At 71.0% G+C, this 22,514-nt stretch carries 17 protein-coding genes and 3 pseudogenes; 9 read left to right on the top strand and 11 right to left on the bottom strand.

The genetic code is table 11. The features are described 5' to 3' along the window. The first annotated feature begins 27 nt into the window (after nt 1-27). Entirely contained in the window at nt 28-972 is a 945-nt protein-coding gene (locus E6W39_RS38285; RefSeq protein WP_141637378.1) for an NADP-dependent oxidoreductase, read from the top strand. A gap of 15 nt (nt 973-987) precedes the next feature. Here E6W39_RS38285 and E6W39_RS38280 read toward each other — a convergent pair whose 3' ends face one another. From E6W39_RS38280 to E6W39_RS38260, 5 genes and pseudogenes are all read right to left on the bottom strand, one after another. After that, complete coding sequence (locus tag E6W39_RS38280) at nt 988-1,590, bottom strand: GNAT family N-acetyltransferase (RefSeq protein ID WP_141637377.1); 603 nt, start codon at nt 1,588-1,590, stop codon at nt 988-990. A gap of 56 nt (nt 1,591-1,646) precedes the next feature. Further along, nucleotides 1,647-2,246 carry a cysteine dioxygenase family protein gene (locus E6W39_RS38275; protein WP_141637376.1) on the bottom strand — a complete coding sequence of 200 codons (600 nt, stop codon included), beginning with the start codon at nt 2,244-2,246 and terminating at the stop codon, nt 1,647-1,649. Nucleotides 2,247-2,413: 167 nt separating this feature from the next. Then, nucleotides 2,414-4,149: pseudogene (locus tag E6W39_RS38270) on the bottom strand (solute symporter family protein). Beyond that, nucleotides 4,146-4,529: a DUF485 domain-containing protein gene (locus E6W39_RS38265; protein WP_141637375.1), complete on the bottom strand. Its 384-nt coding sequence runs from the start codon at nt 4,527-4,529 to the stop codon at nt 4,146-4,148. Before E6W39_RS38265 ends, E6W39_RS38270 begins: the two are co-directional and overlap by 4 nt. Before the next feature lie 272 nt (nt 4,530-4,801). Next, nucleotides 4,802-5,392, bottom strand: a complete 591-nt coding sequence (locus E6W39_RS38260; protein ID WP_141637374.1) for a hypothetical protein — start codon at nt 5,390-5,392, stop codon at nt 4,802-4,804. A 260-nt stretch (nt 5,393-5,652) separates the two neighbouring features. On the opposite strand from E6W39_RS38260, the gene E6W39_RS38255 reads away from it, so the two are divergent. Continuing rightward, a complete protein-coding gene (locus E6W39_RS38255; protein WP_141637373.1) occupies nt 5,653-6,612 on the top strand; it encodes a LysR family transcriptional regulator in 960 nt (319 codons plus the stop codon). Between the two features lie 482 nt (nt 6,613-7,094). On the opposite strand, the gene E6W39_RS40155 is transcribed toward E6W39_RS38255, so the two are convergent. The 4 genes from E6W39_RS40155 to E6W39_RS38240 form a co-directional block, all read right to left on the bottom strand. Further along, nucleotides 7,095-7,259 carry an SflA family class IV lanthipeptide gene (locus tag E6W39_RS40155; protein WP_180356272.1) on the bottom strand — a complete coding sequence of 55 codons (165 nt, stop codon included), beginning with the start codon at nt 7,257-7,259 and terminating at the stop codon, nt 7,095-7,097. Nucleotides 7,260-7,374: 115 nt separating this feature from the next. Next, nucleotides 7,375-7,566, bottom strand: coding sequence for a hypothetical protein (locus tag E6W39_RS38250; protein WP_141637372.1), 192 nt, complete (start codon nt 7,564-7,566; stop codon nt 7,375-7,377). An 89-nt stretch (nt 7,567-7,655) separates the two neighbouring features. Further along, nucleotides 7,656-9,572 (bottom strand): glycoside hydrolase domain-containing protein, encoded by a 1,917-nt coding sequence (locus E6W39_RS38245; RefSeq protein WP_181799648.1) that lies wholly within the window; start codon nt 9,570-9,572, stop codon nt 7,656-7,658. 290 nt (nt 9,573-9,862) lie between these two features. Beyond that, nucleotides 9,863-10,135 carry a hypothetical protein gene (locus E6W39_RS38240; RefSeq protein WP_141637370.1) on the bottom strand — a complete coding sequence of 91 codons (273 nt, stop codon included), beginning with the start codon at nt 10,133-10,135 and terminating at the stop codon, nt 9,863-9,865. Between the two features lie 170 nt (nt 10,136-10,305). Between E6W39_RS38240 and E6W39_RS38235 the strand changes: the two genes are divergently transcribed. Both E6W39_RS38235 and E6W39_RS38230 read left to right on the top strand, forming a co-directional pair. Next, entirely contained in the window at nt 10,306-12,183 is a 1,878-nt protein-coding gene (locus E6W39_RS38235) for a tetratricopeptide repeat protein (protein WP_141637369.1), read from the top strand. A gap of 740 nt (nt 12,184-12,923) precedes the next feature. After that, nucleotides 12,924-13,382 carry a DUF5990 family protein gene (locus E6W39_RS38230; protein ID WP_141637368.1) on the top strand — a complete coding sequence of 153 codons (459 nt, stop codon included), beginning with the start codon at nt 12,924-12,926 and terminating at the stop codon, nt 13,380-13,382. Here E6W39_RS38230 and E6W39_RS38225 read toward each other — a convergent pair. After that, a pseudogene (locus E6W39_RS38225) lies at nt 13,364-14,030 on the bottom strand (transposase); the annotation flags it as partial. The gene E6W39_RS38230 and the pseudogene E6W39_RS38225 sit on opposite strands and share 19 nt — an antisense overlap. Nucleotides 14,031-14,347: 317 nt before the next feature. Here E6W39_RS38225 and E6W39_RS38220 point away from each other — a divergent pair. The 3 genes and pseudogenes from E6W39_RS38220 to E6W39_RS42450 all read left to right on the top strand — a co-directional run. Beyond that, on the top strand, nt 14,348-16,261 hold the full coding sequence (locus tag E6W39_RS38220; RefSeq protein ID WP_181799647.1) for an AfsR/SARP family transcriptional regulator: 1,914 nt from the start codon (nt 14,348-14,350) through the stop codon (nt 16,259-16,261). 217 nt (nt 16,262-16,478) lie between these two features. Further along, on the top strand, nt 16,479-18,887 hold the full coding sequence (locus E6W39_RS38215; RefSeq protein WP_141637366.1) for a CHAP domain-containing protein: 2,409 nt from the start codon (nt 16,479-16,481) through the stop codon (nt 18,885-18,887). A gap of 164 nt (nt 18,888-19,051) precedes the next feature. Next, nucleotides 19,052-19,177 (top strand): annotated as a pseudogene (locus E6W39_RS42450) (IS5 family transposase); the annotation flags it as partial. 191 nt (nt 19,178-19,368) lie between these two features. On the opposite strand, the gene E6W39_RS38210 reads toward E6W39_RS42450, so the two are convergent. After that, complete coding sequence (locus tag E6W39_RS38210) at nt 19,369-19,809, bottom strand: hypothetical protein (RefSeq protein WP_141637365.1); 441 nt, start codon at nt 19,807-19,809, stop codon at nt 19,369-19,371. A 46-nt stretch (nt 19,810-19,855) separates the two neighbouring features. Here E6W39_RS38210 and E6W39_RS38205 point away from each other — a divergent pair, with 46 nt between their 5' ends. Both E6W39_RS38205 and sigJ read left to right on the top strand, forming a co-directional pair. Continuing rightward, the gene (locus E6W39_RS38205; RefSeq protein WP_141637364.1) at nt 19,856-20,719 is read left to right on the top strand and encodes a tetratricopeptide repeat protein; all 864 of its coding nucleotides are present in this window, start codon (nt 19,856-19,858) and stop codon (nt 20,717-20,719) included. Nucleotides 20,720-21,611: 892 nt separating this feature from the next. Continuing rightward, a complete protein-coding gene (gene sigJ, locus E6W39_RS38200) occupies nt 21,612-22,484 on the top strand; it encodes an RNA polymerase sigma factor SigJ (RefSeq protein WP_228718579.1) in 873 nt (290 codons plus the stop codon). Nucleotides 22,485-22,514: the final 30 nt, after the last annotated feature.

Raw genomic sequence — 22,514 nt, 5'->3', positions numbered from 1 at the left:
CGAACGAGACATGGGGAGTGGATCCGGATGACGGAGAAGATGACGGCCGTGGCCTTCGCAGCGCCCGGTGGGCCGGAGGTCCTGGAGGTCGTGGAACGGGACCGGCCGGTACCCGGTCCGGGGGAGGTCCTGGTCCGGGTGCACGCGGCCGGCGTCAACCCGGTGGACTGGAAGACCCGGGCGGTCGGTGCCCTGTTCGTCCCCGGCGACGGCATCGTGGGGTGGGACGTCTCGGGTGTGGTGGCGGCCGTCGGCCTCGGCGTGACGCTCTTCCGGCCGGGTGACGAGGTGTACGGCATGCCGGGCTTTCCGCGGATGGTCGGCGGCTATGCGCAGTACGTGGCCGCTCCGGCCCGCCACTTCGCCCCCAAGCCGGCCGGACTCGACCACGTGCGGGCGGCGGCCCTGCCGCTCGCCGCGCTCACGGCCTGGCAGGCCCTGGTGGACATGGCGGCCCTGCGGGCGGGGCAGCGGGTCCTGGTGCACGCCGCGGCGGGTGGCGTGGGCCACCTGGCGGTGCAGATCGCCAAGGCGTACGGCGCGTACGTCATCGGCACGGCCAGCGCGGGCAAGCACGAGTTCGTGCGGCGGCTGGGTGCGGACGAGGTGATCGACTACACGGCGGTCGACTTCGCCTCGGTGGTCTCCGATGTGGATGTGGTGATCGACCCGCTCGCCGGGGACTACCAGGAGCGCTCGCTGTCGGTGCTGCGCAGCGGTGGCACGTTGGTCACCCTCCCGGCCCGTGAGACCGAGGCGCTCGCCTCGGCCGCGGCCGCGCGCTCCATCCGCTCGGGCTTCATGCTGGTCGAGCCCGACCGGCGAGCGCTGCTGGCCATCACGGAGCTGGTCGAGAACGGCAAGCTGACGGTGCACGTCGACGCCGTCTTCCCGCTGGCGGACGCCGCCAAGGCCCACGAGCTCGGTGAAACCGGGAGGACCACCGGCAAGTTGGTGCTCACCGTCGACTGACGCAGCGGGCCGGGGTCATGCGGGGCCGGGGCCGCCCGGGACGGGCATGGCGCGCCAGGTGTCCGCGAGGATCTCCATGGTCACCAGGCGCATGGTGGTGTCAAAAGCCTCGGCGAAGTAGCGCTCGGTCTCGCCGGTGGGGGTGAAGCCGAAGCGGGTGATCGCGCGGACCGCGTCGGTGTTCTCCAGGGATGCCATGCTCCACACCCGGGTGAGGCCGAGCTCGGCGAAGGCGAGCTTGAGCATGAGCCAGCCGATGTCGGGCGCGCACCCGGAGCCGCGCAGGTGCCGGGCCATGGTGAAGACGCCGGAGTAGCCGGTGGTGGCGTCCTCGATGTCGAGGCGGATGCCGCCGACGGGGCGGTCGTCGCCCTGGAGGCACGCGGCCAGCTGGTAGTGGCGGCGCGGTGCCGCGGCGGCGGTCGCCACTGCCTCGTCGAGCCTGCGCCGGATCCGGGTGTCGTCCATGACGCCGGTCGAGAGGTGGCGCATCCCGGCCTGGTCGCCCCAGACCAGGCGCATGGCGTCGAGGTCGTCGGCGCGGTGGTCCCGCAGACGGACGAGGGCGGTCTCCAGGACCGGCAGCGTCGCGGGCGGCTGGACAGTTGTGCGATTCATGTTCGAAACCCTAAACGATCTTGTATGTGGCGGGACGGAGCAGCCTGCGGAAGCGCTCACCCCACCACCCCGCTCCCCAGCCGCCAGCTCACCAGGCTCGCCCCCGGCGGCGGACCGGCCACCACCTCGTGCCCGAAGACCCGGTTGATCGAGCTGTTGCCGCTGCGGGTGATGTCCGCCCCGTACACGTGCAGGGAGACCGCACGCCCCGTACCGCCGTTCGACACCCGGTGGATGTCCTCGTCCGGCGGCACCAGCAGTTGCACGCGGCCGGCCGTGCACGTGGTGCGGCCGGTCGGCACCAGCACCTTGCGGCCGGAGTGCGGCAGGCGCCACAACCGGAACGCCTCGTCCACCTCGGCGCCCTCCAGCACACCCGACACGCACCAGGCGATGTGGTCGTGGATCGGGGTGGACTGGCCGGGCAGCCAGGTCAGGGCCACCACGGAGTACGTCCGTGCCGTGTGCAGCACCCGCTGCGCGTAGCCGCCGGTGTCGCCCGCGCAGAGGTCCTCCGGGACGATCAGGCCGGCCCGGAGGTACTTGCGCAGGGTGTCGGCGGTGAGCTGCGGGGTCAGGACGTCGGCTGCGGCGTAGCGCTGGAGATCGGAGAGGAACTCGTCGAGATTGGAACCGCGTTCGGTGCTGTTCTGCATGGCACCATGCTGCGATCCGGGGATCGACGGATGATCACCGTCGGATGGACGGCCCTGGGCCGGCTCCCGGCACGCCGCAGGGGGGTGCGCCCCCGCATGGGCGCACCCCCCTGATCGCCTCTTCTGACGGCCCGCCAGGACCTGCCTGACGATCCGTCAGAATTCGCCTACCCGGCCCCGACCCCCGTCAGCGCCCGCACCTCCAGCTCCGCGAACCGCTGCTCATCGGCCGCCGCCTCCGCCCGCCGACGGCGTCCGCCGACGAGCGAGCCGATGATCGCGGCGGCGAACCCGATCGGGATCGAGACGATGCCGGGGTTCTGCAGCGGGACCGGCGCCGTGGCCGTGCAGGAGATCAGCGCGGTGGCGTTGCCCACGTGCTTGTTCGTCGCCGCGACCCCGCATTCCTTCGCCTGAGCGGCCGTCAGCTTCACTGCGGGGACGGTGCTGCTGGCCCCGCCCCAGCAGATCGGGGAGAGCAGCACCAGGCCGATCGCGCTGACCAGGCCCGCGTAGATGCCGCACTTGGCGCCGAAGGTGGTGAAGCGCCGCCAGAAGAGGGTGAGCAGGATCGCGGGCAGGTTGGCCGAGGCCGCGATGGCGAAGGCGAGTGCGACCAGGAACGCCACGTTGAGATCCCTGGCGAAGATCGACAGGGCAACCGCCACGGCGCCGATGACCACGGCGGCGATCTTCGCGGTGGTGAGCTCCTGCCGCTCCGTTGCCCGGCCCTTCCTGATCACGTTGGCGTACAGGTCATGCGCGAACGAGGACGAGGAGGTCAGGGTGAGCCCGGCGACCACCGCCAGGATGGTGGCGAAGGCCACCGCCGCCACGAAGGCGAGCATCAGCGAGCCGCCGGTGCTGCCGGCGCCACCGCCGAGGTGCTGGGCGAGCAGCGTGGCGGCGGTGTTGCCGGACGGGTCCTTCTCCTTGATGGTCGCCGTGCCGACCAGTGCGGCCGCGCCGAAGCCGAGGACGAGGGTCATCAGGTAGAAGACCCCGATGATGCCGATCGCCCAGTTCACCGACTTGCGCGCGTCGCGCCCGGTCGGAACGGTGTAGAAGCGGACCAGGACGTGCGGCAGGGCTGCCGTGCCCAGCACCAGGGCGACGCCGAGGCTGATCAGGTCGAGCTTCGACCACCCGTCGGTCGCCCCGTACTTCAGCCCGGGCCGCAGGAACGAGTCGCCCTTCTTCGAGGCGGTCGCGGCGTCACCGAGCAGGTGGCTGATGTTGAACCCGTACTTCGCCAGCACCCAGAAGGTCATCGTGGCCGCGCCGGCGATCAGCAGCGCCGCCTTGACGATCTGCACCCAGGTGGTGCCCTTCATCCCGCCGATCACGACGTAGACGATCATCAGCGCGCCCACCCGATGATGGTCCAGATCTGGGCGGCGGCGCCCTTGACGCCGAGCAGCTGCCCGACGATCGTCGCCGCGCCGACCATCTGCGCGATCAGGTAGAAGATCGACACCACGATCGTCGACACGCCGGCCGCGGTCCGCATCGGCCCACTGCGCAGCCGGGCGGCCAGCACATCGGCCATGGTGAACCGGCCGGTGTTGCGCAGCAGTTCGGCGACGAGCAGCAGCGCGACCAGCCAGGCGACCAGGAACCCGATCGAGTAGAGGAAGCCGTCGTAGCCGGACAGCGCGATGATCCCGGCGATGCCGAGGAAGGAGGCGGCGGACAGGTAGTCCCCCGAGATCGCGATCCCGTTCTGCAGGGCGGAGAACTGCCCGCCGCCGGTGTAGAAACCACCGGTGCCGCGGGTACTGCGCCGCGCCCAGATCGTGATCCCGAGGGTGGCCGCCACCAGGGCCACGAACAGGCCGATGGTCAGGCCCTTGTTCGACGCGTCGGCAGCCGCCTTGGCAGCCAGTTCGAGGTGCTTGCTCATGCCTGACGCCCCTTCAGTGAACCGTCGGCGGCGGCAACGGCCGCCGGCTCGCCCGCAGCGGCCGCCGCCCGCAGGCGCAGGGCCGCCGCCGGCGGGTCCAACCGCCGCCAGGCGAACCGGCTGTAGGCGGCCGCGATGCCGAACGTCGAGGCGAACTGCAGCAGGCCGAAGACCAGCGCCACGTTGACGTTGCCGACGACCTTGGTCGCCATGAAGCCGCGGGCGTAGGCCGAGCAGAGGACGTAGGTCAGGAACCAGAGCAAGAACGCCGCCGTCACCGGGAAGACGAACCTCCGGTAGGCGGAACGCAGTTCGACGAATCGCGGATCGTCGCCGATCCAGGGCGCGGCGCGGCGCGACGGCGCAGCGGGGTCAAACATTGGACATCCTTCGAGACAGTGCGGGATTGGCGACGCGGAGCGTTCCGGCTGGACCGGACCCCGCACCGGGGAGACAGGCACGGGGTCCGGGACCATGGCCGCCCGCAGCGGGGCTCGCTCCCTGGTCGGGAACGGCATCACCATAGGAACCCGCGATCAACGCGCGTTGAACGCGGCGTCAGAACCCCCCAGTCGGAGGAGAACCGTGGACAACGCGCCCGAACCGCCCATGTCCAGCAGGCTGCTGCTCCGCCAACCCTGCCCCAGCCTGACTACTGCTTCTGCTCGACGTCGCCGCGGATGGCGCGCATGACCGGGCCGACGTCGGCGGCGGTGAAGCCGATCTTGGTGTTGCTGCCGTCACCCTTGATCACCAACGTGACCCGGGCCGCCGTGGTGGGAGTGAACCAGGAGCAGGTGGTCGCGGTGGTGGTGAGGAGGGCGTTGCGGATCAGCAGGCTGTCACAGATCGCCCGGCCGCCGTGCGGGCCGGGCTCGGTGTCGGCGTAGCTGAAGGTGGTGTGGTCGCCCGCGCCGTCGTTGCCGGTGGTGACCGGGTGGGTGAGCGCGTCGTGCAGGCGGTCGGGGTCGAACCCGCTGCCATTGAGGCCGGAGTAGAAGATCCAGGCGCCGTCGGCCTGGTCGTCGTAGGTGGCGTGCACCGGGGTGCCGGAGAGGTTCAGCCGCTTGGCATCCTGGCCGAGGTCGGAGTTGACCAACTGGGTGGTCTGCGAAGGGGGTTGGCCCAGCTGGTAGCCGCCCGCGGTCTGCGGGGCGGTCAGGGCCCAGTGGGCGGCGGCGGGGCGGGAACGGGGGCGGGGCGGGGGCGGAACCGCCGAGCGAGCCGGTGGTCGTGGAGCCACCGCCTCGCGAGCCGGAGGACCCGCAGGCGGTCAGCAGCGCCGAGAGCGCGAGCAGCGAGCAGCCGAGGGCGAGACGCCGAGCAGGCACGGGAGGCCTCCTGAGGAGCGGAACCGGGAATGCCCGTCAGTCTGGCAACCCCGTCCCGCTCGCGCAGCACCCTCGTCCAGGCATACTTGCCCAGCCCGAAAGCAAAACCGACACCCCAGACCCCGCACCCCGCACCCCAAACCCCAGAACCCACACTCCTGGACGGGCCCGCATGGACCTCGACCCCCGCCGCCTCCTGGTGCTCGCCACCGTGGCCCGCACCGGCGGCATCGCCCCGGCGGCCCGCGCCCTCGGCGTCAGCCGCTCCGCCGTCTCCCAGCAACTCGCCGCCCTGGAGCAGGAAACCGGGCTGCCGCTGCTCGACCGCACCGGCCCCCGCCCGGAACTCACCGGCGCCGGGCGGGTGCTGGCCGCCACCGGCGAGCAGATCAGCGGCCAGCTCGCGGCGGCGCGCGAGCAGCTGGCCGGCAGCCAATCGCTCTTCGGTCAGGTGGCGATCGGCGCCAGCCCTTGGCTGATCGCCCGGCTGGCCGCCGGGGTGGTCCAGTTGCTGAACCACTACCACCCGGGGCTGGAGCCGAGCTTCCAGGAGTACGACCTGGTGGGCGGCCTGCGCGCAATGCGCCGCGGCGAGCTGGACGTGCTGCTGCTCGCCGACGACCGGGACACCGCCGTGCCGCTGCCGCCCGGCACCCGGGCCAGGCTGATGGGCGAGGACGACTACCGGGTGGTGGTCCCGGACTCCTGGGAGCCGCCGGCCACACCGCAGGAGCTCTCCGGCCGACCGTGGATCACCGCGCCCCCGCAGTCCGCCCGGGGCCGGGCCTTCTCCCGGTTCGCGGCCGAGCACGGCATCGAGCCGGCCACCGTGCACGTCGCCGAACACCCGGCCGCGGTGGCCGCCCTGATGGCAGCTCGGCTGGGCGCCGCAGTCCTCCCCACCTTCATGGCAGCCCAGTTGCCCCAGGCCACGACCACCACCCTGCCGGTCAGCGGCACCCTGATCTTCCGCCTGCTGCACCGCGACGGCCACACGGCCCAGGACCTGGCCTCCCGCATCGCCGCCGACGCCCTGCTCCAAGCCGCCCGGAACCACCTGGAAGCGGAAACGGCGGCCGGCCGCATCGCCCTGGAGATCCGCGTCCGCGCCCTGCGCGACCCGAGCGAGTGAGCGACCAAGTCTGCATCGCCTGGCAGCTGAACCTGCCCGCCTGGCCTGTCGGGCCAGTACGGCAGCTGGGCCGCTGGCGACAGTCAGGAACGCGGCGAAGCCGAGGCGACCGGAACATCCGATGAGCTGTTCAGCCCGGCGACGCGATCCTGCGGCCGGGTCATGAGCGTCGCCACGACACGGCCGCCTGAAACAGTGCGGGGCCAAGCCCGGGCGGGCTTGACTCCGCACTGTTTCGAAGCCACCGAGGCCTGATATGGAATCGGCTTCGCAGATGTTTCGGCTCTTCGCGGTCAGCCGGCTGGCTCGGACGAGTTCGCGGATGTCGCACTGGGCCGGCTGCTCGCTCAGCTCCGCGTCGGCCTGGCAGGTTGCACGCCCTCCACCCGGTTGCCCATGGCAGCCGGGTAGAGGGCGTGGAGCGCGCGGGCGGTGCTCCGGCGGACAGGGATCCGCCGGAGCACCGCCCAGAGTGGAACGGGTCAGACGGTGTCGTCGCCGGGAACGTGCACCGGTATGAAGGTGAGGGGGCCACGCCAGCAGGCGGCGGGGGCGAGTTCGGCGTCGAAGTCGTCCTCGAAGGCGATCACTTCGTCGTCGATGTCGAGCATGCCCGCGTCGCGGATGTCCAGAGCGAGGGTGGTCATGAGGGATCACTTCCATTCACTGTGGTTGATGCTACTGCCAGGGCGAATCACACTAGCTGACTCTCGTCCTTGGCCTAGGGGTCTGACCAGCCCGTTTTTTCACCGGTACTTCACGTCAGCCGACGGAAAAAATTCCGATGCGCCCGCTCCGCACCCCGGCCGAGGTCATGAGCTCACGATGGGCCCTCAGGGGTGCCGACACCAACTCACGGCGGGCTTGCGGAATGCGCGCACCCGGCTTCTGACGGTCCAACAGGTCGGCGATTCGGCTCCAGGCCCGCTCCTGCCCGGCGGTATCGGCGATCACGGCGCGCAGCTCGGCCTCGGCCCAGGTACTCGCACAACCGGGTACTGCCGGGCTTCTGAGGTGCCTCAGAAGCCCGGCAGTCGTAGGGGTCAGCGTGCAATGGCCGCAGCGGAGATGGCGGTGATGCTCCCGTTGCTGTCCAGCGGATTGGCGCCGGTCCAGGTGCCGTCGGGGTTGCGCTGATTGTCGTAGACGTCTCCCGAGCTGAGGGTTTCGACGTGCAGCGTGCCGTCCGCGAGCCCGGCCGCCGCGACGGCTGTAATGCCACCTCCCATGTTGAGCACGTTGGCGCCGGTCCAGGTGCCGTCGGTGTTGCGCTGGTTGTCGTAGAGGTTGCCGGACACCACGGACTGGACGTGCATGGTGCCGTCGGCCAGGCCTGCGGCGGAGATGGCGGTGATGTGGCCGTTCTGGTCGAGGACGTTGGCGCCGGACCAGGTACCGTCGGTGTTGCGCTGGTTGTCGTAGAGGTTGCCGGAGACCACGGTCTGGACGTGCATGGTGCCATCGGTCAGACGTGCCGACGACACGGCGGTGATGGTGCCGTTGCCGTCCAGGAGGTTGGCGCCGGTCCAGGTGCCGTCGGGGTTGCGCTGGTTGTCGAAGACCTTGCCACCGGCCAGCGTCTGCACGTGCATGGTGCCGTCGGTGAGTCCCACCGAGGAGATGGCGGTGACGGTGCCGCTTCCATCCAGGAGGTTGGCGCCGGTCCAGGTGCCGTCGGGGTTGCGCTGGTTGTCGAAGACCTTGCCACCGGCCAGCGTCTGCACGTGGAAGGTGCCGTCCGTCAGCGCGGCGGTGGCCACCTGCGTGACACCGCCGTTACCGTCCAGCAACGCCGCGCCGCTCCACGTGCCGTCGGTGTTGCGCTGGTCGTCGAAGACGTTGCCCGCGGCGATCGTGTCCACCCGCATGACGTTCGAGGCCCTCTGGCCGGATGAGGCTGCGACATCGAGGTAGTCGCGGTCGATGCTCATCGACACGCCGCCGTGGCTCTCGTTCTGGACATCGCCCATGTACTGGTGGATGCGCTGGTGGTTGGCCCAGAGCGAGGACGGGACGGCCGGGTCGCTGGTGCTGGGGTCCCCGTTGTACCGGGCGATCCAGATCACGTCCGGCATCGTGTAGTTGGTGACGTTCTGGGCGAGGTCGGCGATGCCGGAGGCGGCGCTCGAGTAGACGCCGGAGACGTAGCCACGGGCGTGGATCTCCTTGGTCCAGGCCGAGAGGTAGCTCAGAACCGTGGGGGCAAGACTCGGATCGGAGTAAGCCTCCATGTCGTCGTAGAGCGTTGAACCGGGGCTGAAGCCGAGTGCGGCGGCCTGGTTGACCGCGTCGTCCGCCGCCGCGGTGCCCTCGCTGACCGGGTTGTTGATGTTCGCGGCCTTGACGCTCACGTAGATGGGCATGAAGTGCCATCCGGCGGTGGCCTGTTGCTGAACCCAGTCGGCTGACAGGTTCCGCTGCGAACAGGCTCGGGCACCGCCGATGTAGATGCCCACAGCCCGGTAGGGTGACGAGTTCATCCAGGCGTTCATGGTGCCCGAGTCGGGTGCGGCACAGGTCTCGAACCCGTACCCGGTGTAGTCGGTGATGGTGCTCGGGAGGGCCGCCGCCGTGAGCCGGGGAGCGATCGGCGGCGCGGCGGCGAGGCCCTGCGGCCGCTTCACGCCAGGCGAGGGCAGTCCGGCCTGCCGCAGGATGTTCTGCATCAGGGGGCGGTCGTCACCGTAGGTGGCGGTGATCTTGATCCCCGGTGCCGCCGCCTCGAATTCAGCAGCCAAGGGGTCGTCCGTGGTGCCCGCGGCGGTGCCGGTCACGGCCTGCGGCTCGATCAGCAGCGCCTCGGTCCGCTCGGAGGGGTGGCTCGGGCAGTCCTGGGTCGTGCCGGGCGTGCCCAGGTAGACGGCGTGACGGTCGAACCGCACGCACTCGGTGGGGTGCTCCTGGAGGTTGATGACGGGCCAGACGGCGGGCACCTGGAAGCTGTGCCCGTGATAGGACACCGACTTCGTGGGACCAAGGTCCGAGGCGGCGTCAGCCGCTCCGACGCCGACGGTTGTCGCCATCGCTGCTGCGATGCCGAAGGTCAGCAGCGCCCTGGATCGGGCAAGGTGCGACCGGTGACGCACGGCCGTCTCCTTTCTGCTCGGTTGGAGGCCGATCGGTCGGCCGGCATGGCGAGCCGGCCGACCGATCGCGAGGGGGGGAAGGCGGTGGCAGCGGGCGGCAGTGCGGTGGCAGGTGGTGCGGACAACTCGCCGACGTCCGGCCACGGTTCAACCGCCGCCCGGTCTCACGCGGCGTTACCGGCGGCGGAGACGGCGGTGATGGCGCCGTTGCCGTCGACCAGGTTGGCGCCGGTCCAGGTGCCGTCGGGGTTGCGCTGGTTGTCGTAGACCTTGCCGCCGGTCAGGGTCTGGACGTGCATGGTGCCGTCGGCCAGGCCTGCGGCGGAGATGGCGGTGATGGCGCCGTTCTGGTCGAGGACGTTGGCGCCGGACCAGGTACCGTCGGTGTTGCGCTGGTTGTCGTAGAGGTTGCCGGACACCACGGACTGGACGTGCATGGTGCCATCGGCCAGGCCTGCGGCGGAGATGGCGGTGATGTGGCCGTTCTGGTCGAGGACGTTGGCGCCGGACCAGGTACCGTCGGTGTTGCCCCGACGGACAGCTCTTCCTGAACCTGCGCGGCGCCACCCCGGGCCTGACTCCGCTCGGCGTCCAGCAGGCGCTCGCCATGCTGCTGCGGGGCCTCGGCGTTGACGCCGCCGCCGTGCCGGAGGATCCGGACGCCGCAGCCGCCCTGCTGCGCACCACGCTGGCCGGCACCCGCACCCTGCTGGTGCTGGACGACGCGGCCGGCCTCACCCAGGTCCGCCCACTGCTGCCGTCCGGGCCCGGCTGCGGGGTACTGGTCACCTGTCGCTCCCCGCTGCTCGCACTGGACGGCGCCACCCACATCCGGCTCGCCACGCTGACCGAGGCGGAGAGCGTCACACTGGTCGCGCTGGCCTCCGGGCGCTGCACCGAGGACCGCGAGGTGGTGCCCCTGGAGCAGGCCGATCTCGCCCGGCTGACCCGGCTGTGCGGGCGCCTGCCACTGGCGCTGCGGATCGTCGCAGCCCGGCTCGCGGCCCGTGACGCGCTGCCGGTGAGCAGCCTGGTCGGGCAGCTGACCGCACACGAGGACCGGCTGGACCAGCTGGAGCTCGACGATCTGAGTGTCCGCCAATCCCTCCTCATGGCTTACGAATCACTGCGAGCATCCGGTCGGCGGCTGGACCGACGGGCGGCGGACGCCCTGGTCGCGGTCGGGGCGCTCGACCTGCCCGAGTATTCGGCCCCGCTGCTGGCGGGGGTGTTGGAGAGCAGCGAGGCACAGGCGGGTGCGGCGCTGGACCGCCTGGTGGACGTCGCCCTGCTGGACGAGGTGCGGCTGGACCGGTTCGTCCCGCACGACCTGGTCCGCGACTTCGCCCGGGAGCTCGCCGAGGACGTGGCCGACCGCCGTCGCCTGACGGCTGCCGCACTGCGCTGGTTCATGGCCGGTGCCGCCCGCTCGGCCTTGGTGCTCGCCCCGGAGCTGCACCGCCAGCGCGCCCTGCCCGCGGTTCCCAGCACCGGTGAGCTCGACCAGGAGTCCGTGCTGGCCTGGGGCGACGTCGAGTGCGCCAACCTGGTGGTGCTGGCCGAGCACTCGGCCCGCGACGGGCAGGCCGCGACCGAGCTGCTGACCCTGGTGCAGGCACTGCTGCCGTACCTGCGGGCCCGCGGCCGGATTCCCGAGCTGACCCTGCTCAACGAGCTGGCCCTGCAGGTCGCGCTGCGCGAGCAGGATCGCAACGCCCAAGGCATAGCGCTGATCGACCTGGCCGGCGCACACTTCGACACCGGCCGGTTCGCGGAAGCCCTGCGGCTGATGGACCAGGCCCTGCCGCTCTGGCGCGGCCTGCGCGATCCGTCGCGCGAACAGCTGATCCTCAACAACCGCGGCATGCTGCTCGGGCTGCTCGGCCGCGACGAGGAGGCGGTGGTGGCGCTGCAAGAGGCGCTGGCCCTGGCCGTCGAGCACACGGACCCGTACAACGAGGCGCTGGCGCTCAGTGGGCTGGGCAATCTGGCCGAGAAGCACGATCCCCGCCTGGCCATCGTCCACCACAGCCGCAGCATCGAGGCGGGCAAGCGGTGCGGCATGGGCCTGGTGCAGATGTCCGGCCTCTGCAACATCGGCAACGCTCACCTGGGACTGGACGAACCGGCCGAGGCACTGCGCCATTACCGGGCCGCGCTGGAGCTGGAGACCGGCAGCGGCCAGTGGCACACCGAACGCGAGTGCCGGCTCGGCCTGGTGGAGGCGCTGCGCCGACTGCGCCGACTGGACGAGGCCCGGGCGGCTTGCCGGGAGCTGCTCGGACTCGCCGCCGAGCTGCAGGACACCTACGGCGAGGGGCTGGCCCGGCACGTCTACGGCCTGGTGCTGCGCGACGTTGGCGAGCCGGCCCAGGCGCTGGCCCAGTGGCGGTCCGCACTGCGGCAGTTGGCGACTGGCGACGCCAAGGTGCTGCCCGACCTGCGCGAGCTGATCGCGGCCGCCGAAGCCGCCGACGTTGCCTGATGTCGCATCAGGCCAAGTCAGCAAAAAGTCGGCAAGTGTACGAGTGGACCTGCTGTACGCGCGCAAACCTGAGAACGATTGAACTTCAGGGAGACTCTTCCCAGGGCTGGCGAGGAGCTGCATTCGCCATCTCTGTCGACTCTGGGTGGCGGCCGCCGGGGCCAGCCGCCACGCCCGCATCAGCGCACCTGCCCGGTCCGACGTCCTCCCACCCATGAGGGTTGGGCCTGTCAAGCGCGCGATGGGTTGTGACCTCGCGGTTTTCCGTCGGGGCCGGTGATTGGGGGGACCCTCGTGGTCCCGGGCCGCTGCTGGTGCGTGGAGGGGTCCGGTTGGAGCTCCCGGAGCCTGGTGAGGAACGAGCGGGCGAGGACGAACGAGCTGGAGGCCGCTGAGCGGCAGCAGCACGCTGGGCGGCTGATGGGGCGTTAGGTTGTCCGGTGGCACGGGCCGTTCGCTTGGTGGTCCCTGCGGTGCTTCGGTCGGCGTGAGGTTCACATCCACCCATTCGGTGCCTGGCCGGGACCGGCCGGCGCCCATGACAGTGGTGCTGGGACCGGGGCTGCTCGGTCAGGTCATCGAGCGCGGCGGCGTGGCCGCAGGCACGATCAGCGTGGTCAGGGCAGCGATCAGCCACGCGTGGCGGCGTCGGCGTCGGGTGTGCTGCCCGACGCGCCGCGCCGAGCCCCGCGACCAGGACCCGTACGGCTGCTGACGCCCCGTCCGAGGAAGATGGCCCCATGCAGATCCGGATCGACGCCTTCGACCTGCCGGGCCGCACCTGCGGTGCCAGCCCCGACTTCCCCGGCTACACGAACATCCACGTCGCGGTCCAACGCAAGGACCGACGAGACGAGTTGCTCGACCCTCAGCCCGGCGACGGCGCCACTGCGGCCTGGACGCTGGACTGCACCGCGACCCCCGGCCCGCAGGGCATCGACCTCAAAGGCCCCTATATCCAGGGCCGCCCCGGTGGCCGGTTCATCTACCTCTCGTGGGGCACCGTCGACGAAGCCGGCACCTTCACCCTGTTTCGACGCGCCAAGCTCATGCTCGACGCCATCGACTCGGCCACCGTCGACGCGGCCACGCGGTCCGGGCTTCTGCTCGGACGCCTTCGCCTCACTGATGCCAAGGGACACCCGCTGTGTGCGGCGGTTCGGCCGCCGCTCATCGAGTGGTCCGCCCGGCCGCGCTGAGCTCCCTGAGCGACCTCAGCCATGGCGACCAGCTCCTTGGTGCCGTCGGCCCGCACGCCGATGACGACCAGGACGGCGGCCTTGGCTTCGCCCAGGCGTATGCGCAGGTGGATGCCGTCGACCCAGACGTAGAGGTAGTCAGTACCGGACAGGTCGCACTCCTGGAACGCCTGGTGGTCGGCCTGCCACTGGGCGGTCATCCGGGTCACCGTGGCCGGCGGCAGCCCGGCCGAGGAGCCGAGGAACTGCTCCATCGCCGGGACGAAGTCGCCCGAGGACAGGCCGTGTAGCTAGAGCAGCGGCAGCACTTCGGCGATCCTCGGGGACTTGCGGCACCAGGGTGGCAGGATCGCCGAGGAGAACCGCTCGCGCTCGCCGGTGGTCTCGTCGACGCGCTTGCCGTTCACCCGCGGGGCCTTCACCTCGATCACGCCGGCGGCGGTGGTGAACCTTCCGGGGCTGGTGGTAGCCGTTGCGGACTACCAGGCGCCGCCCGTTCTCGTTCTTCTCGTGGGCCAACTCGGCGATCCAGGCGTTGACCTCGGCCGCGAGCGCGGCGGCCAGCATCCGCCTCGCCCCCTCGCGGACGATCTCGTCCAGCAGGGAGCCGTCTTTCGTGGAGCCGTCGGGATTGACCACGGTGAGCACGGGCGTGCCTTCCCGACCCGCGCTGCGAACGCGGGCCTACTCGATGACCATCACGGAATCATTCGGGAAGGTACGCCCTCCGCGTTCCTCCCGGAACTGATCCACGGCCGAACGCCTTCCCGCCCGGGCCCCGATCAGGCGGGCGCGCTCTCCACCCAGGCCGTGAACGCCGCATCGTTCGTCGTCGCACATTCATCGGCAGTCGATTCGGGATCCCCCGCAAGCGGGTTGACGGTGCATGAGATGTGAAGGTGTGATGCAACAGTTATCTAAGAAAATTATTAAGTTTCCACAATTTGCCTGTACTCTCCCGGGCCGTGGACAAGATCAACTTCCGGGTGCTGGGTCCGTTGGAGGTCCGGCGCGACGGCCGGTGGCTCCCGGTCTCCTCGGGCAAGCAGCGACAGCTGCTCGCCCTGCTGATCAGCGAGGCGGGCCGGGTGGTCGCCACCCACCGGCTCGTGGACGAGCTGTGGGACGAGCACCCACCGACCACCGGTGCCAAGGTGGTCGCGACGTACGTCTTCCGACTGCGCACCCTGCTGGGCGACCCGGACGGGAGCACCCTGGTCACGCGTGCCCCGGGGTACCTGCTCGCCGTCGACGACGCACAGGTCGACGCCCGCGAGATCGGCCGGCTCGCCGCGCTCGCCCGGGCGGCCCGTGCCGCCGGGGACCTGGACGGTGCGCGGGAAGCCCTGGACGCCGCCTGCGCGCTCGGCGTCGGACCGGTGCTCGCGGACGTACCGCGCTCTCCCGCCGTCCTCGCCGCCGCGAGCGCGATCGAGTCCCGACTGCTCGACCTGCGCGAGGCCCGTGCCGACGTCTACGCCGAGCTCGGCCGGCACGAGGAACTGCTACCCGAACTGGCGGCGGCCGTGGCCGAACACCCGTACCGCGAATCGCTCGCGGTACGGCTGATCCGGGCCCTGCGCGGCGCGGGCCGGCGGGGCGAAGCGCTGGAGGCCTACCGCCGAACGCGGCAGGTCCTGGTCGGCGAGCTCGGCGTCGAGCCGGGCTCCGAACTTCGCTCCCTGCAGCGCGAGTTGCTAAGCGAACCGAATACCAGGCCGACCCGCCGGGCCACTCCGTCCCTCCCCGCACCACCCGCGCACTTCGTCGGCCGCACCACCCACCTCGCCACGCTGTCCCAGCTCCTGCCCCCCGCCCCCGCGCCCGCGCCCGCTCCCACCCACGCACCCACCTCCACCCCCGCGCCGCTGGTCGTGCTCAGCGGCATGCCCGGCTCCGGCAAGACCGCGCTGGCCCTGCAGATCGGCACCCGCCTCGCCGACCGATTCCCGGACGGGCAAGTCTTTCTGACGGTGCGTCACTCCACTGGAACTCGGGAGCTGGTCGCCGACCTGCTGCAAGCCCTGGGTGTCCCCCGGCAGGACCTCCCCGGCTCCCCCAACGCCGCCGACGCCCTGCTGCGCCGCGTCCTCGCCGCAACCCGCGTCCTCCTGGTGCTCGACGACGTCCGCACCGCCACCGAGGTCCGCCCGCTGCTCTCGCGCGGCCCGGGGTGCGCCATCCTGGTCACCAGTCGCTCCGGCCTGCCCGCCCTCGAGGGCGCCCACCGGATACCGCTGGGCCCGCTGCCGGAAGCCGAGAGCCTCAGCCTGCTCTCCCGGCTCGCCGGTGCCGAACGGGTGGCGGCCGAACCGCAGGCGGCGGCCCGGATCGTGCGGCTGTGCGGGCGGCTGCCGCTCGCCGTCCGGATCGTCGGCGCCAAGCTCGCCTCCCGGCCGGCCTGGCCGCTCGCCATGATGGTCGACCGCCTGCAACCGGGCCGCAGCCGCCTGGACCACCTGGAGCTGGACGACCTGAGCGTGCGCGGCTCCCTCAGCGCAAGCTACGAGTCGCTGGCCCACTCCGACCATCCGTCGGACCGGCACGCCGCGCTGCTCCTACGCAGCGCCGACGCCCTCTCGCTGCCTCGCTACAGCGTGCCAGTGCTGGCCCGGCTGTCGGGGCTGAGCACCGCTCAGGCCGGCCTGGCAGCCGACCGGCTGGTGGACGCGGCGCTGTTCACCGAGCCGGCCCCGGGGCAGTACACGCTGCACAACCTCGTCCGGGAGTTCGCCGGCGAGGTGGCGCTGCGGGTCGGCGGGGGCCAGGCCTGCCGGCTCGCGTCGAGCGTCCCCGGCCCAGCACCGGCCCACCGACCAGGAACCGTGCCTTTCAGCGCTCCCCCACTGAAGCCGCTCCCCTCAGCGCTCCCCCGCTGACAGCGCCGTTCGCACTCCCTGATCCCGCCTCAGGAATTCCACCCCGGGCCGGTGTCGTCCCGGTGTCGCCGCCCGCGACCGGCACGACACCGGTCCGAAACCCGGTCCGTCGAGCATCGCCGGTACCGACACACCGGGAGAACCGTTGCACCACCTTGCAAGTATTTCCACCATCGCGGCCCATCCGGCCGTGTCCGCCCGGCGCGGGGGCTGACCGATGCGCACGCCCATCCGCCTCCGCAGCGCCTTCCGCCGCCGCACCGCGCAGTCCTGCCTGCTCGCGGTCTCGGCCTCGGTGCTGACCGTACTGGGTGCCGCTCCGGCGGCCCACGCGACCGGCACGCCGTTCCCCGCGACCGACACGCTCGACGGCCGCATCGCGAAGGACCTGTCCGACCACGCGTACCCCAACCGCTACCCGGCCGGCAGCTCGGTGAACATCGTCTGCCAAGACACCGGCCCCGCCACCTACGGCGGTTCGAACATCTGGGACTACACGGCCGACGGCCTCTGGGTGGTCGACTACTACATCAAGACCGGCTACAGCGGCTTCGATCCGAACATCCCGCGCTGCGACGAGAACAACTCGCCGGCGCTCCAGCAGCCCGGTGCCCACGCGTTCCCGGCCACCGCGACGCTGGACGGACGGTCGACCAAGGACCTGAACGACCACGCCTACCCGAACAAGTACGCCCAGGGCAGCATGGTCAGCATCGTCTGCCAGGACACCGGCCCGGACGCCTACGGCTCAAACATCTGGGACTACACGTCGGACGGCCTGTGGGTCACCGACACGTACATCAAGACCGGCAGCTCCGGCTTCGTGTCCACGCTGCCCCGGTGCGCTGACGGCGGGACGCCGGCGGCGCCGGGCGGCCGGCAGTTCCTGGTCGGCGCGACGCTGGACGGACGGTCGACCAAGGACCTGAACGACCACGCCTACCCGAACAAGTACGCCCAGGGCTCGATGGTCACCATCACCTGCCAGGAGTCGGGGCCGGACGCCTACGGCTCGACGGTCTGGGACAAGACCTCGGACAACCTCTGGGTGACCGACAAGTACGTCAAGACCGGCTACACGGGCTTCACGCCCGACCTGCCCAACTGCGGCGGCGACACCGGGACTCCGCCGCCCAGCACGCCGGACCCGGGCACCGTGCGCGGCAAGATCGTGGCCGCGCTGCAGTCCCAGGTCGGCGTCTACCCGGAGCACGACCGGGACAACTGCGAGCCGTACTACACCGACTTCGGCACCCCGTACCACTGCGGTGAGCCGTGGTGCGCCTACTTCGCCAGCTGGGCCTGGCGGCAGGCCGGCGTGTGGGGCGCCAACTTCGGCGGCTCCAACCAGTTCTACTACTGGGCCGCGCCCAAGGGCCTGCTGCGCGACTTCAACCACATCAAGCCGGGCGATGCCGTGATCTACGGCTCGCTGGACAACAGCGTGCACATCGGGGTGGTCGAGACGGTCCTGTCGGACGGTCGGATCGGCACCATCGAAGGCAACTGGGGCGACGGCGTGGTCCGCAAGTCCCCGTTCGACCCGCGCAACACCGGCGGCGAGCCGATCTACGCCATCGTGTCGCCGATCCACGACGAGGACGGCGAGACCGCGCTGCCAGACCTGCCGCACACCGGCAACGTCTTCCCGGCGACCGCCACGCTGGACGGCCGCTCGGTCAAGGACCTGAACAACCACGACTTCCCGGACAAGTACCCGGCCGGAAGCATGGTCTCGGTCAAGTGCCAGGACACCGGCCCGGACGCCTACGGCTCGAACATCTGGGACTACACGTACGACAACCTCTGGGTGCCGGACTACTACGTCAAGACCGGCTACTCCGGCATGGACCCGGACGTGCCCCAGTGCGGCAGCGAACCCAGCCCGCCGACGTCGACCACCCCTCCGCAGACCTTCGTGAACCCGGCGTACACCGAGGCACTCAACAAGTACACCGGCTTCCACAGCGGGCTGTACGCGCAGGCGATCCTCCAGACGGTCGGCGGTGGCACGGATGACGACCTGGTCCTCATCCGGGCCTACATCCACGGCGGCGACTTCTGGTCCGACAAGATCAAGGACCGTGACGGGCCGTCGGCCGACCTGGACGCGCCGTACCGGGTGGCCATGCTCTGGGAGCCCAAGTCCGGTCTGGTCGGGCTGACCGCCAGCCCGTCCTGCCCGGGAGGCGTCTGCAAGAGCGCGTTGACCATCAAGCCGATGCCGCTGGGCTTCACCCCGGTCTCGGAGTGCGAGGGCGGCTTCCACCCGACCTGCATGACCGACTTCAACAACAACCTGATCGCGGTCGGCGGCAGCAACGGCCACGTGCACATCCAGTACCAGTTCGCGAACGCCGAGGAGAGCATCCCGTTCGGGGGCACCTTCTTCGGCACCGGCGCGATCGACGGCAACATGGACCTCACGCAGGGCACCAACGGCGCCGGCTACGACGTCAGCATGATGGCCGACCAGTTCCCGTCCTACGAGATCATCCAGATCCCGCACTACAACACCACCGGGCAGGCGGAGACCCACCTCAAGTTCACCCGGGAGCAGAAGACCCTGAAGTACCTCTGCACCAGCTGCTACGGCCAGACCGGCGATCTGACGCCTGCGAGCTGAGCCGGAGCTCCGGCGCCAGGCGGGCGCGAGCCGGCCTGGCGCCGGAGCTCCCGCCACTGCCGGTGACCGATGGCCGGTGAACGCCGGCAGCCGGTGCCTGGGTGCGTCGTCAATCGACCGCCCGGGCACCGGCTGCCGGCGTTGGCCGTACCGGTCCAACGTTGCCGACCGCCTGCATAGTGGACTCCCAGAGCCTCAAGACCTCCACAAACGTCCCCGCCGACGGCCAGGGCGCCGACGTCGGCAAGAAGATCATCGGCCGCGCAGCTGCGGTTGTCAGGAAGACGGTGGAAGGGTCGCCAGCGCTGCGAGGGAGCAGCAGGTCGCCGCTGGCATCAGCAGGCACAGCGGCACGACGTACCTTTCCGCAGCCAAGGGTGGGGTGGCCTTCCCGATCATCCGGGCCTCCCAACTCTCCCAGCGCGAAGTCGCCCGACGCGCATCCTCAGTGGTGACCGCGCGGTACGTCGCGGTAGGTGTGTCAGCCGGGAGGAGGCTGCCCAGGTCCACCGTGGGGAACGGGCTTGCCAGTGACGGCGTCGACCAGGGATCGGGTGCCGAGCGGGTGGTGCAGGACCGTCCTGAGCCGGGCAACGCCGCCGTCCTCGCAGCCGATTCCGGGGCTGGAGGCGTCCCGGCGCTTCAGCACGAGCGTCACCCGCTCCGCCGTCTCCTGCGCGACCAGGTCGGGCTTGTAGTCGCAGCCGGCCCAGCTCACGTCGAGCGTGATCGTGCGATCGTCCGCATCCACGATCACCCCGCTGGCGGACGGGTCGTCCAACGCGATCCGGTCCACCACCGAGGCGTCCCGCGTCCTGTAGGGCAGCGGGTAGTCGGCGCCCCACACGTAGCAGGCCGCCACCCCGAGCCCGATCACGCCCATCGCGGCCAGCCAGCGCCGCTCACGTACCGTCAGTTCCACCCTTGGAGTCCCCCGCCATCCACGACCAGTCGTCGGATTATCGACGGTGCAACGGTATGAGGCGGCGATCGACGCCCAGCCGCTGCCCGGCAGGTTCGAGGGGCGCAACGGACGGGATGTGCTGGCTCTGGTCCTCGGCGACCTGGGCCGCCACCGCGAGGCAGCCGACCTGTTGGCCGCCACCGCCGCGGCACGCGCCCGCACCACCTCCTCCGACCATCCGCTGGTCCTCAAGGGCCGCAGCGACCGCCTCCAGCACCTGGCCTACCTCGGCCTGCACGAGGAAGTCGTCGCAGAATCAAGCGCCGTGAAGACCGCCGCCCGTGGCACCGAAGGAATCCACCGGATCCTGCTGCCGCTGGCCGTCAGCAACGGCCAGGCCTTCAGCCTCTCACTCCACGGCCACTATGAGCAGGCCGAAAACCTGCTACGCCCGGTGCTCGACGAGGCACGCCGGCAGCGCCTGGGCAGGTTCCTGATGGTGTTGCACCTCGGCGCGGCCCGGGCGCTGACCGGTCAGGGCCGGGCTCAGGAGGCGCTTACCGCCGTCGAGAACGCGCAGGACATCTTCGACCAGGCCCCGGGCACCGGCGGGCTGCTGCACGACCTGAGCGCGATCCACCTGGCCAGAGCCGCGGCGCAGTTCGCACTGGGCCGACCCGCGGACGCCGAACACGAAGCCCGACACTGCCTCAGCCAGTGCGAGCGTCACCTCGGCCCCGCCCACCACCGCGCGCTAGAAGCCGCCACCACGTTGGGAAGCGCCCTGGCAGTCCTGCACCGAAACGACGAAGCAGCCGAACTCCTGCACGCCACCCACGACGCCTGGCGCACCCACTTCGGCCATGACCACCACGGCACCATCCGAGCCCGCCAGGCCTTGGTCACTTTCACCGCCCAACCGGACTGACATCCTCGACCGCCCCAGGCGGCGGGCCTGAAACATCTCCTGGCGCATCGCGGCTGGACATGCTCGAGCACAGCCAACACGCTGCCTGCGGCAGGTCGGGTTGGCCGCGCCTGGCTCCATCGGAAGGGCCGCCCTAGGGCCACCTTGTCCGGGCGGCCAGATCGTCAGTGCAGCGTCGCCATCGAGCGGACCGAGTAGCGGCAGTGGTCTGCTGTCCGCTGGGATGCCCGTCATGCCGGCGGAATAGGCCAGTGGCGTACCACAAGTGCCGTTCAGAGATCGTGTTTTCCGGGGCGGACGATCCGGTTTTCCCGTGCCTGGTGACTTCACGCGACGAGTGTCCTGCGGAGATCGACAGGAAGTCCGTTTTGTCGCAACTGACGGCGCATCAGACCGCGTTCTAGGGTCGCAGCCGTGCGCGGAAGCCGAGTTTGGCTCGCAACCGTCTGGCCTCCCGCGCACCGACCACTGCAACCACTCGAAGATCGAAGCCGAACGGGCAACACGAGCAAGATGCCTGGCAACCCGATGCTGCGCGGGGCGCCGCTGGTCGTCATCCTGCTCCCCGACCCGCACCATGCCCACCCATGCAAGTCTGCTCGTGGTCGTGGTGATCGGCGCCGGGGTGTCCAGGGCGCTGACCTGGCTCAGGAACCGCCAGCAGTGAACCGTCCGGGGGTGGGGGCCGCTTGCTGTCCCCTACCCCCGGTGGCTGCTCCTGATTGCCAAGAACCGGCTCAACCAGGTAGTCCACGGCGGCGAGATGCCCGCGCACCACCGGCCGCCCGGGAGGGGTCTTGGCGCTGCCGGGTCGGCGGCGGAGGGCTTGGCGATCAAGGGTTTGGCTATCATCGGCCCTCGGTTCGGCGAGGGGGACGCGATGGGTGCTGGTGTGGAGACGGGGCAAGCCGAGGCGGAGCGGGTGTTCGCCCGGCACCGCGGGCTGCTGCAGGCGGTGGCCTACCGGGTGCTCGGCAGCGTTGCCGACGCCGAGGACGTGGTCCAGGACGCCTGGCTGCGCTGGAGCCGGGTCGAGACCGCGACCGTCGACGACCCGGAGGGCTACCTGGTCCGGACCGCGACCCGGCTGGCCATCGACCGGCTGCGCAGCGCGCAGGTGCGGCGGGAGTCGTACGTGGGGCCCTGGCTGCCCGAGCCGGTGCTGACGAGCCGTGACATCGCCGAGGACGTGGCGCTGGCCGACTCGGTGTCCACCGCGATGCTGCTCGTCCTGGAGGCGCTGTCCCCGGTGGAGCGGGCGGTGTTCGTGCTGCGCGAGGCGTTCCGCTACAGCCACGCCGAGATCGCCGGGTTCGTCGGGCGCGAGGAGGTGACGGTGCGGCAGATCAGCAGCCGGGCCAGGAAGTCCGTCGAGGCGCGCCGTCACCGCTACGACACCGACCTGGTGACCAGGCAGTTGGCCACCGAGCGGTTCCTGGCCGCCAGCGTCGGCGGCGACCTCAACGCGCTGTTGGAGGTGCTGGCGCCGGACGTGGTGCTGGTCAGCGACGGCGGCGGGCTGGCTCCCGCGCCGCGCAAGGCGATCCACGGGCTGGACCTGGTGGCCCGCGCGCTCGCCACCTTCGCCGGCCGGATGCCCGAGGACCCGAGCGCCGAGGTGCTGCAGCTCAACGGCGGTCCCGGGGTGGTCGTGTACACCGGCCGCACCCCGGTCGCGGCGATCACGACGCACCTGGTGGACGGCCGGATCGCGGCCGTCCACCTGGTCAGCAACCCGGAGAAGCTGACCGGTGTGACACACTGAGCCCGACAGTGTGACACGGGTCACGTCTGT

Source organism: Kitasatospora acidiphila (assembly GCF_006636205.1).
Classification (GTDB): Bacteria; Actinomycetota; Actinomycetes; order Streptomycetales; family Streptomycetaceae; genus Kitasatospora; species Kitasatospora acidiphila.
This window is presented reverse-complemented; position numbering and strand designations above follow the sequence as displayed.

What these genes read in the sequence shown, in the direction of transcription:
- E6W39_RS38285 (WP_141637378.1), top strand. Translation starts at nt 28, where the DNA reads ATGACGGAGAAGATGACGGCCGTGGCCTTCGCAGCGCCCGGTGGGCCG.
- E6W39_RS38280 (WP_141637377.1), bottom strand. Translation starts at nt 1,590, where the DNA reads ATGAATCGCACAACTGTCCAGCCGCCCGCGACGCTGCCGGTCCTGGAG.
- E6W39_RS38275 (WP_141637376.1), bottom strand. Translation starts at nt 2,246, where the DNA reads ATGCAGAACAGCACCGAACGCGGTTCCAATCTCGACGAGTTCCTCTCC.
- E6W39_RS38265 (WP_141637375.1), bottom strand. Translation starts at nt 4,529, where the DNA reads ATGTTTGACCCCGCTGCGCCGTCGCGCCGCGCCGCGCCCTGGATCGGC.
- E6W39_RS38255 (WP_141637373.1), top strand. Translation starts at nt 5,653, where the DNA reads ATGGACCTCGACCCCCGCCGCCTCCTGGTGCTCGCCACCGTGGCCCGC.
- E6W39_RS40155 (WP_180356272.1), bottom strand. Translation starts at nt 7,259, where the DNA reads ATGACCACCCTCGCTCTGGACATCCGCGACGCGGGCATGCTCGACATC.
- E6W39_RS38240 (WP_141637370.1), bottom strand. Translation starts at nt 10,135, where the DNA reads ATGCACGTCCAGTCCGTGGTGTCCGGCAACCTCTACGACAACCAGCGC.
- E6W39_RS38235 (WP_141637369.1), top strand. Translation starts at nt 10,306, where the DNA reads ATGCTGCTGCGGGGCCTCGGCGTTGACGCCGCCGCCGTGCCGGAGGAT.
- E6W39_RS38230 (WP_141637368.1), top strand. Translation starts at nt 12,924, where the DNA reads ATGCAGATCCGGATCGACGCCTTCGACCTGCCGGGCCGCACCTGCGGT.
- E6W39_RS38215 (WP_141637366.1), top strand. Translation starts at nt 16,479, where the DNA reads ATGCGCACGCCCATCCGCCTCCGCAGCGCCTTCCGCCGCCGCACCGCG.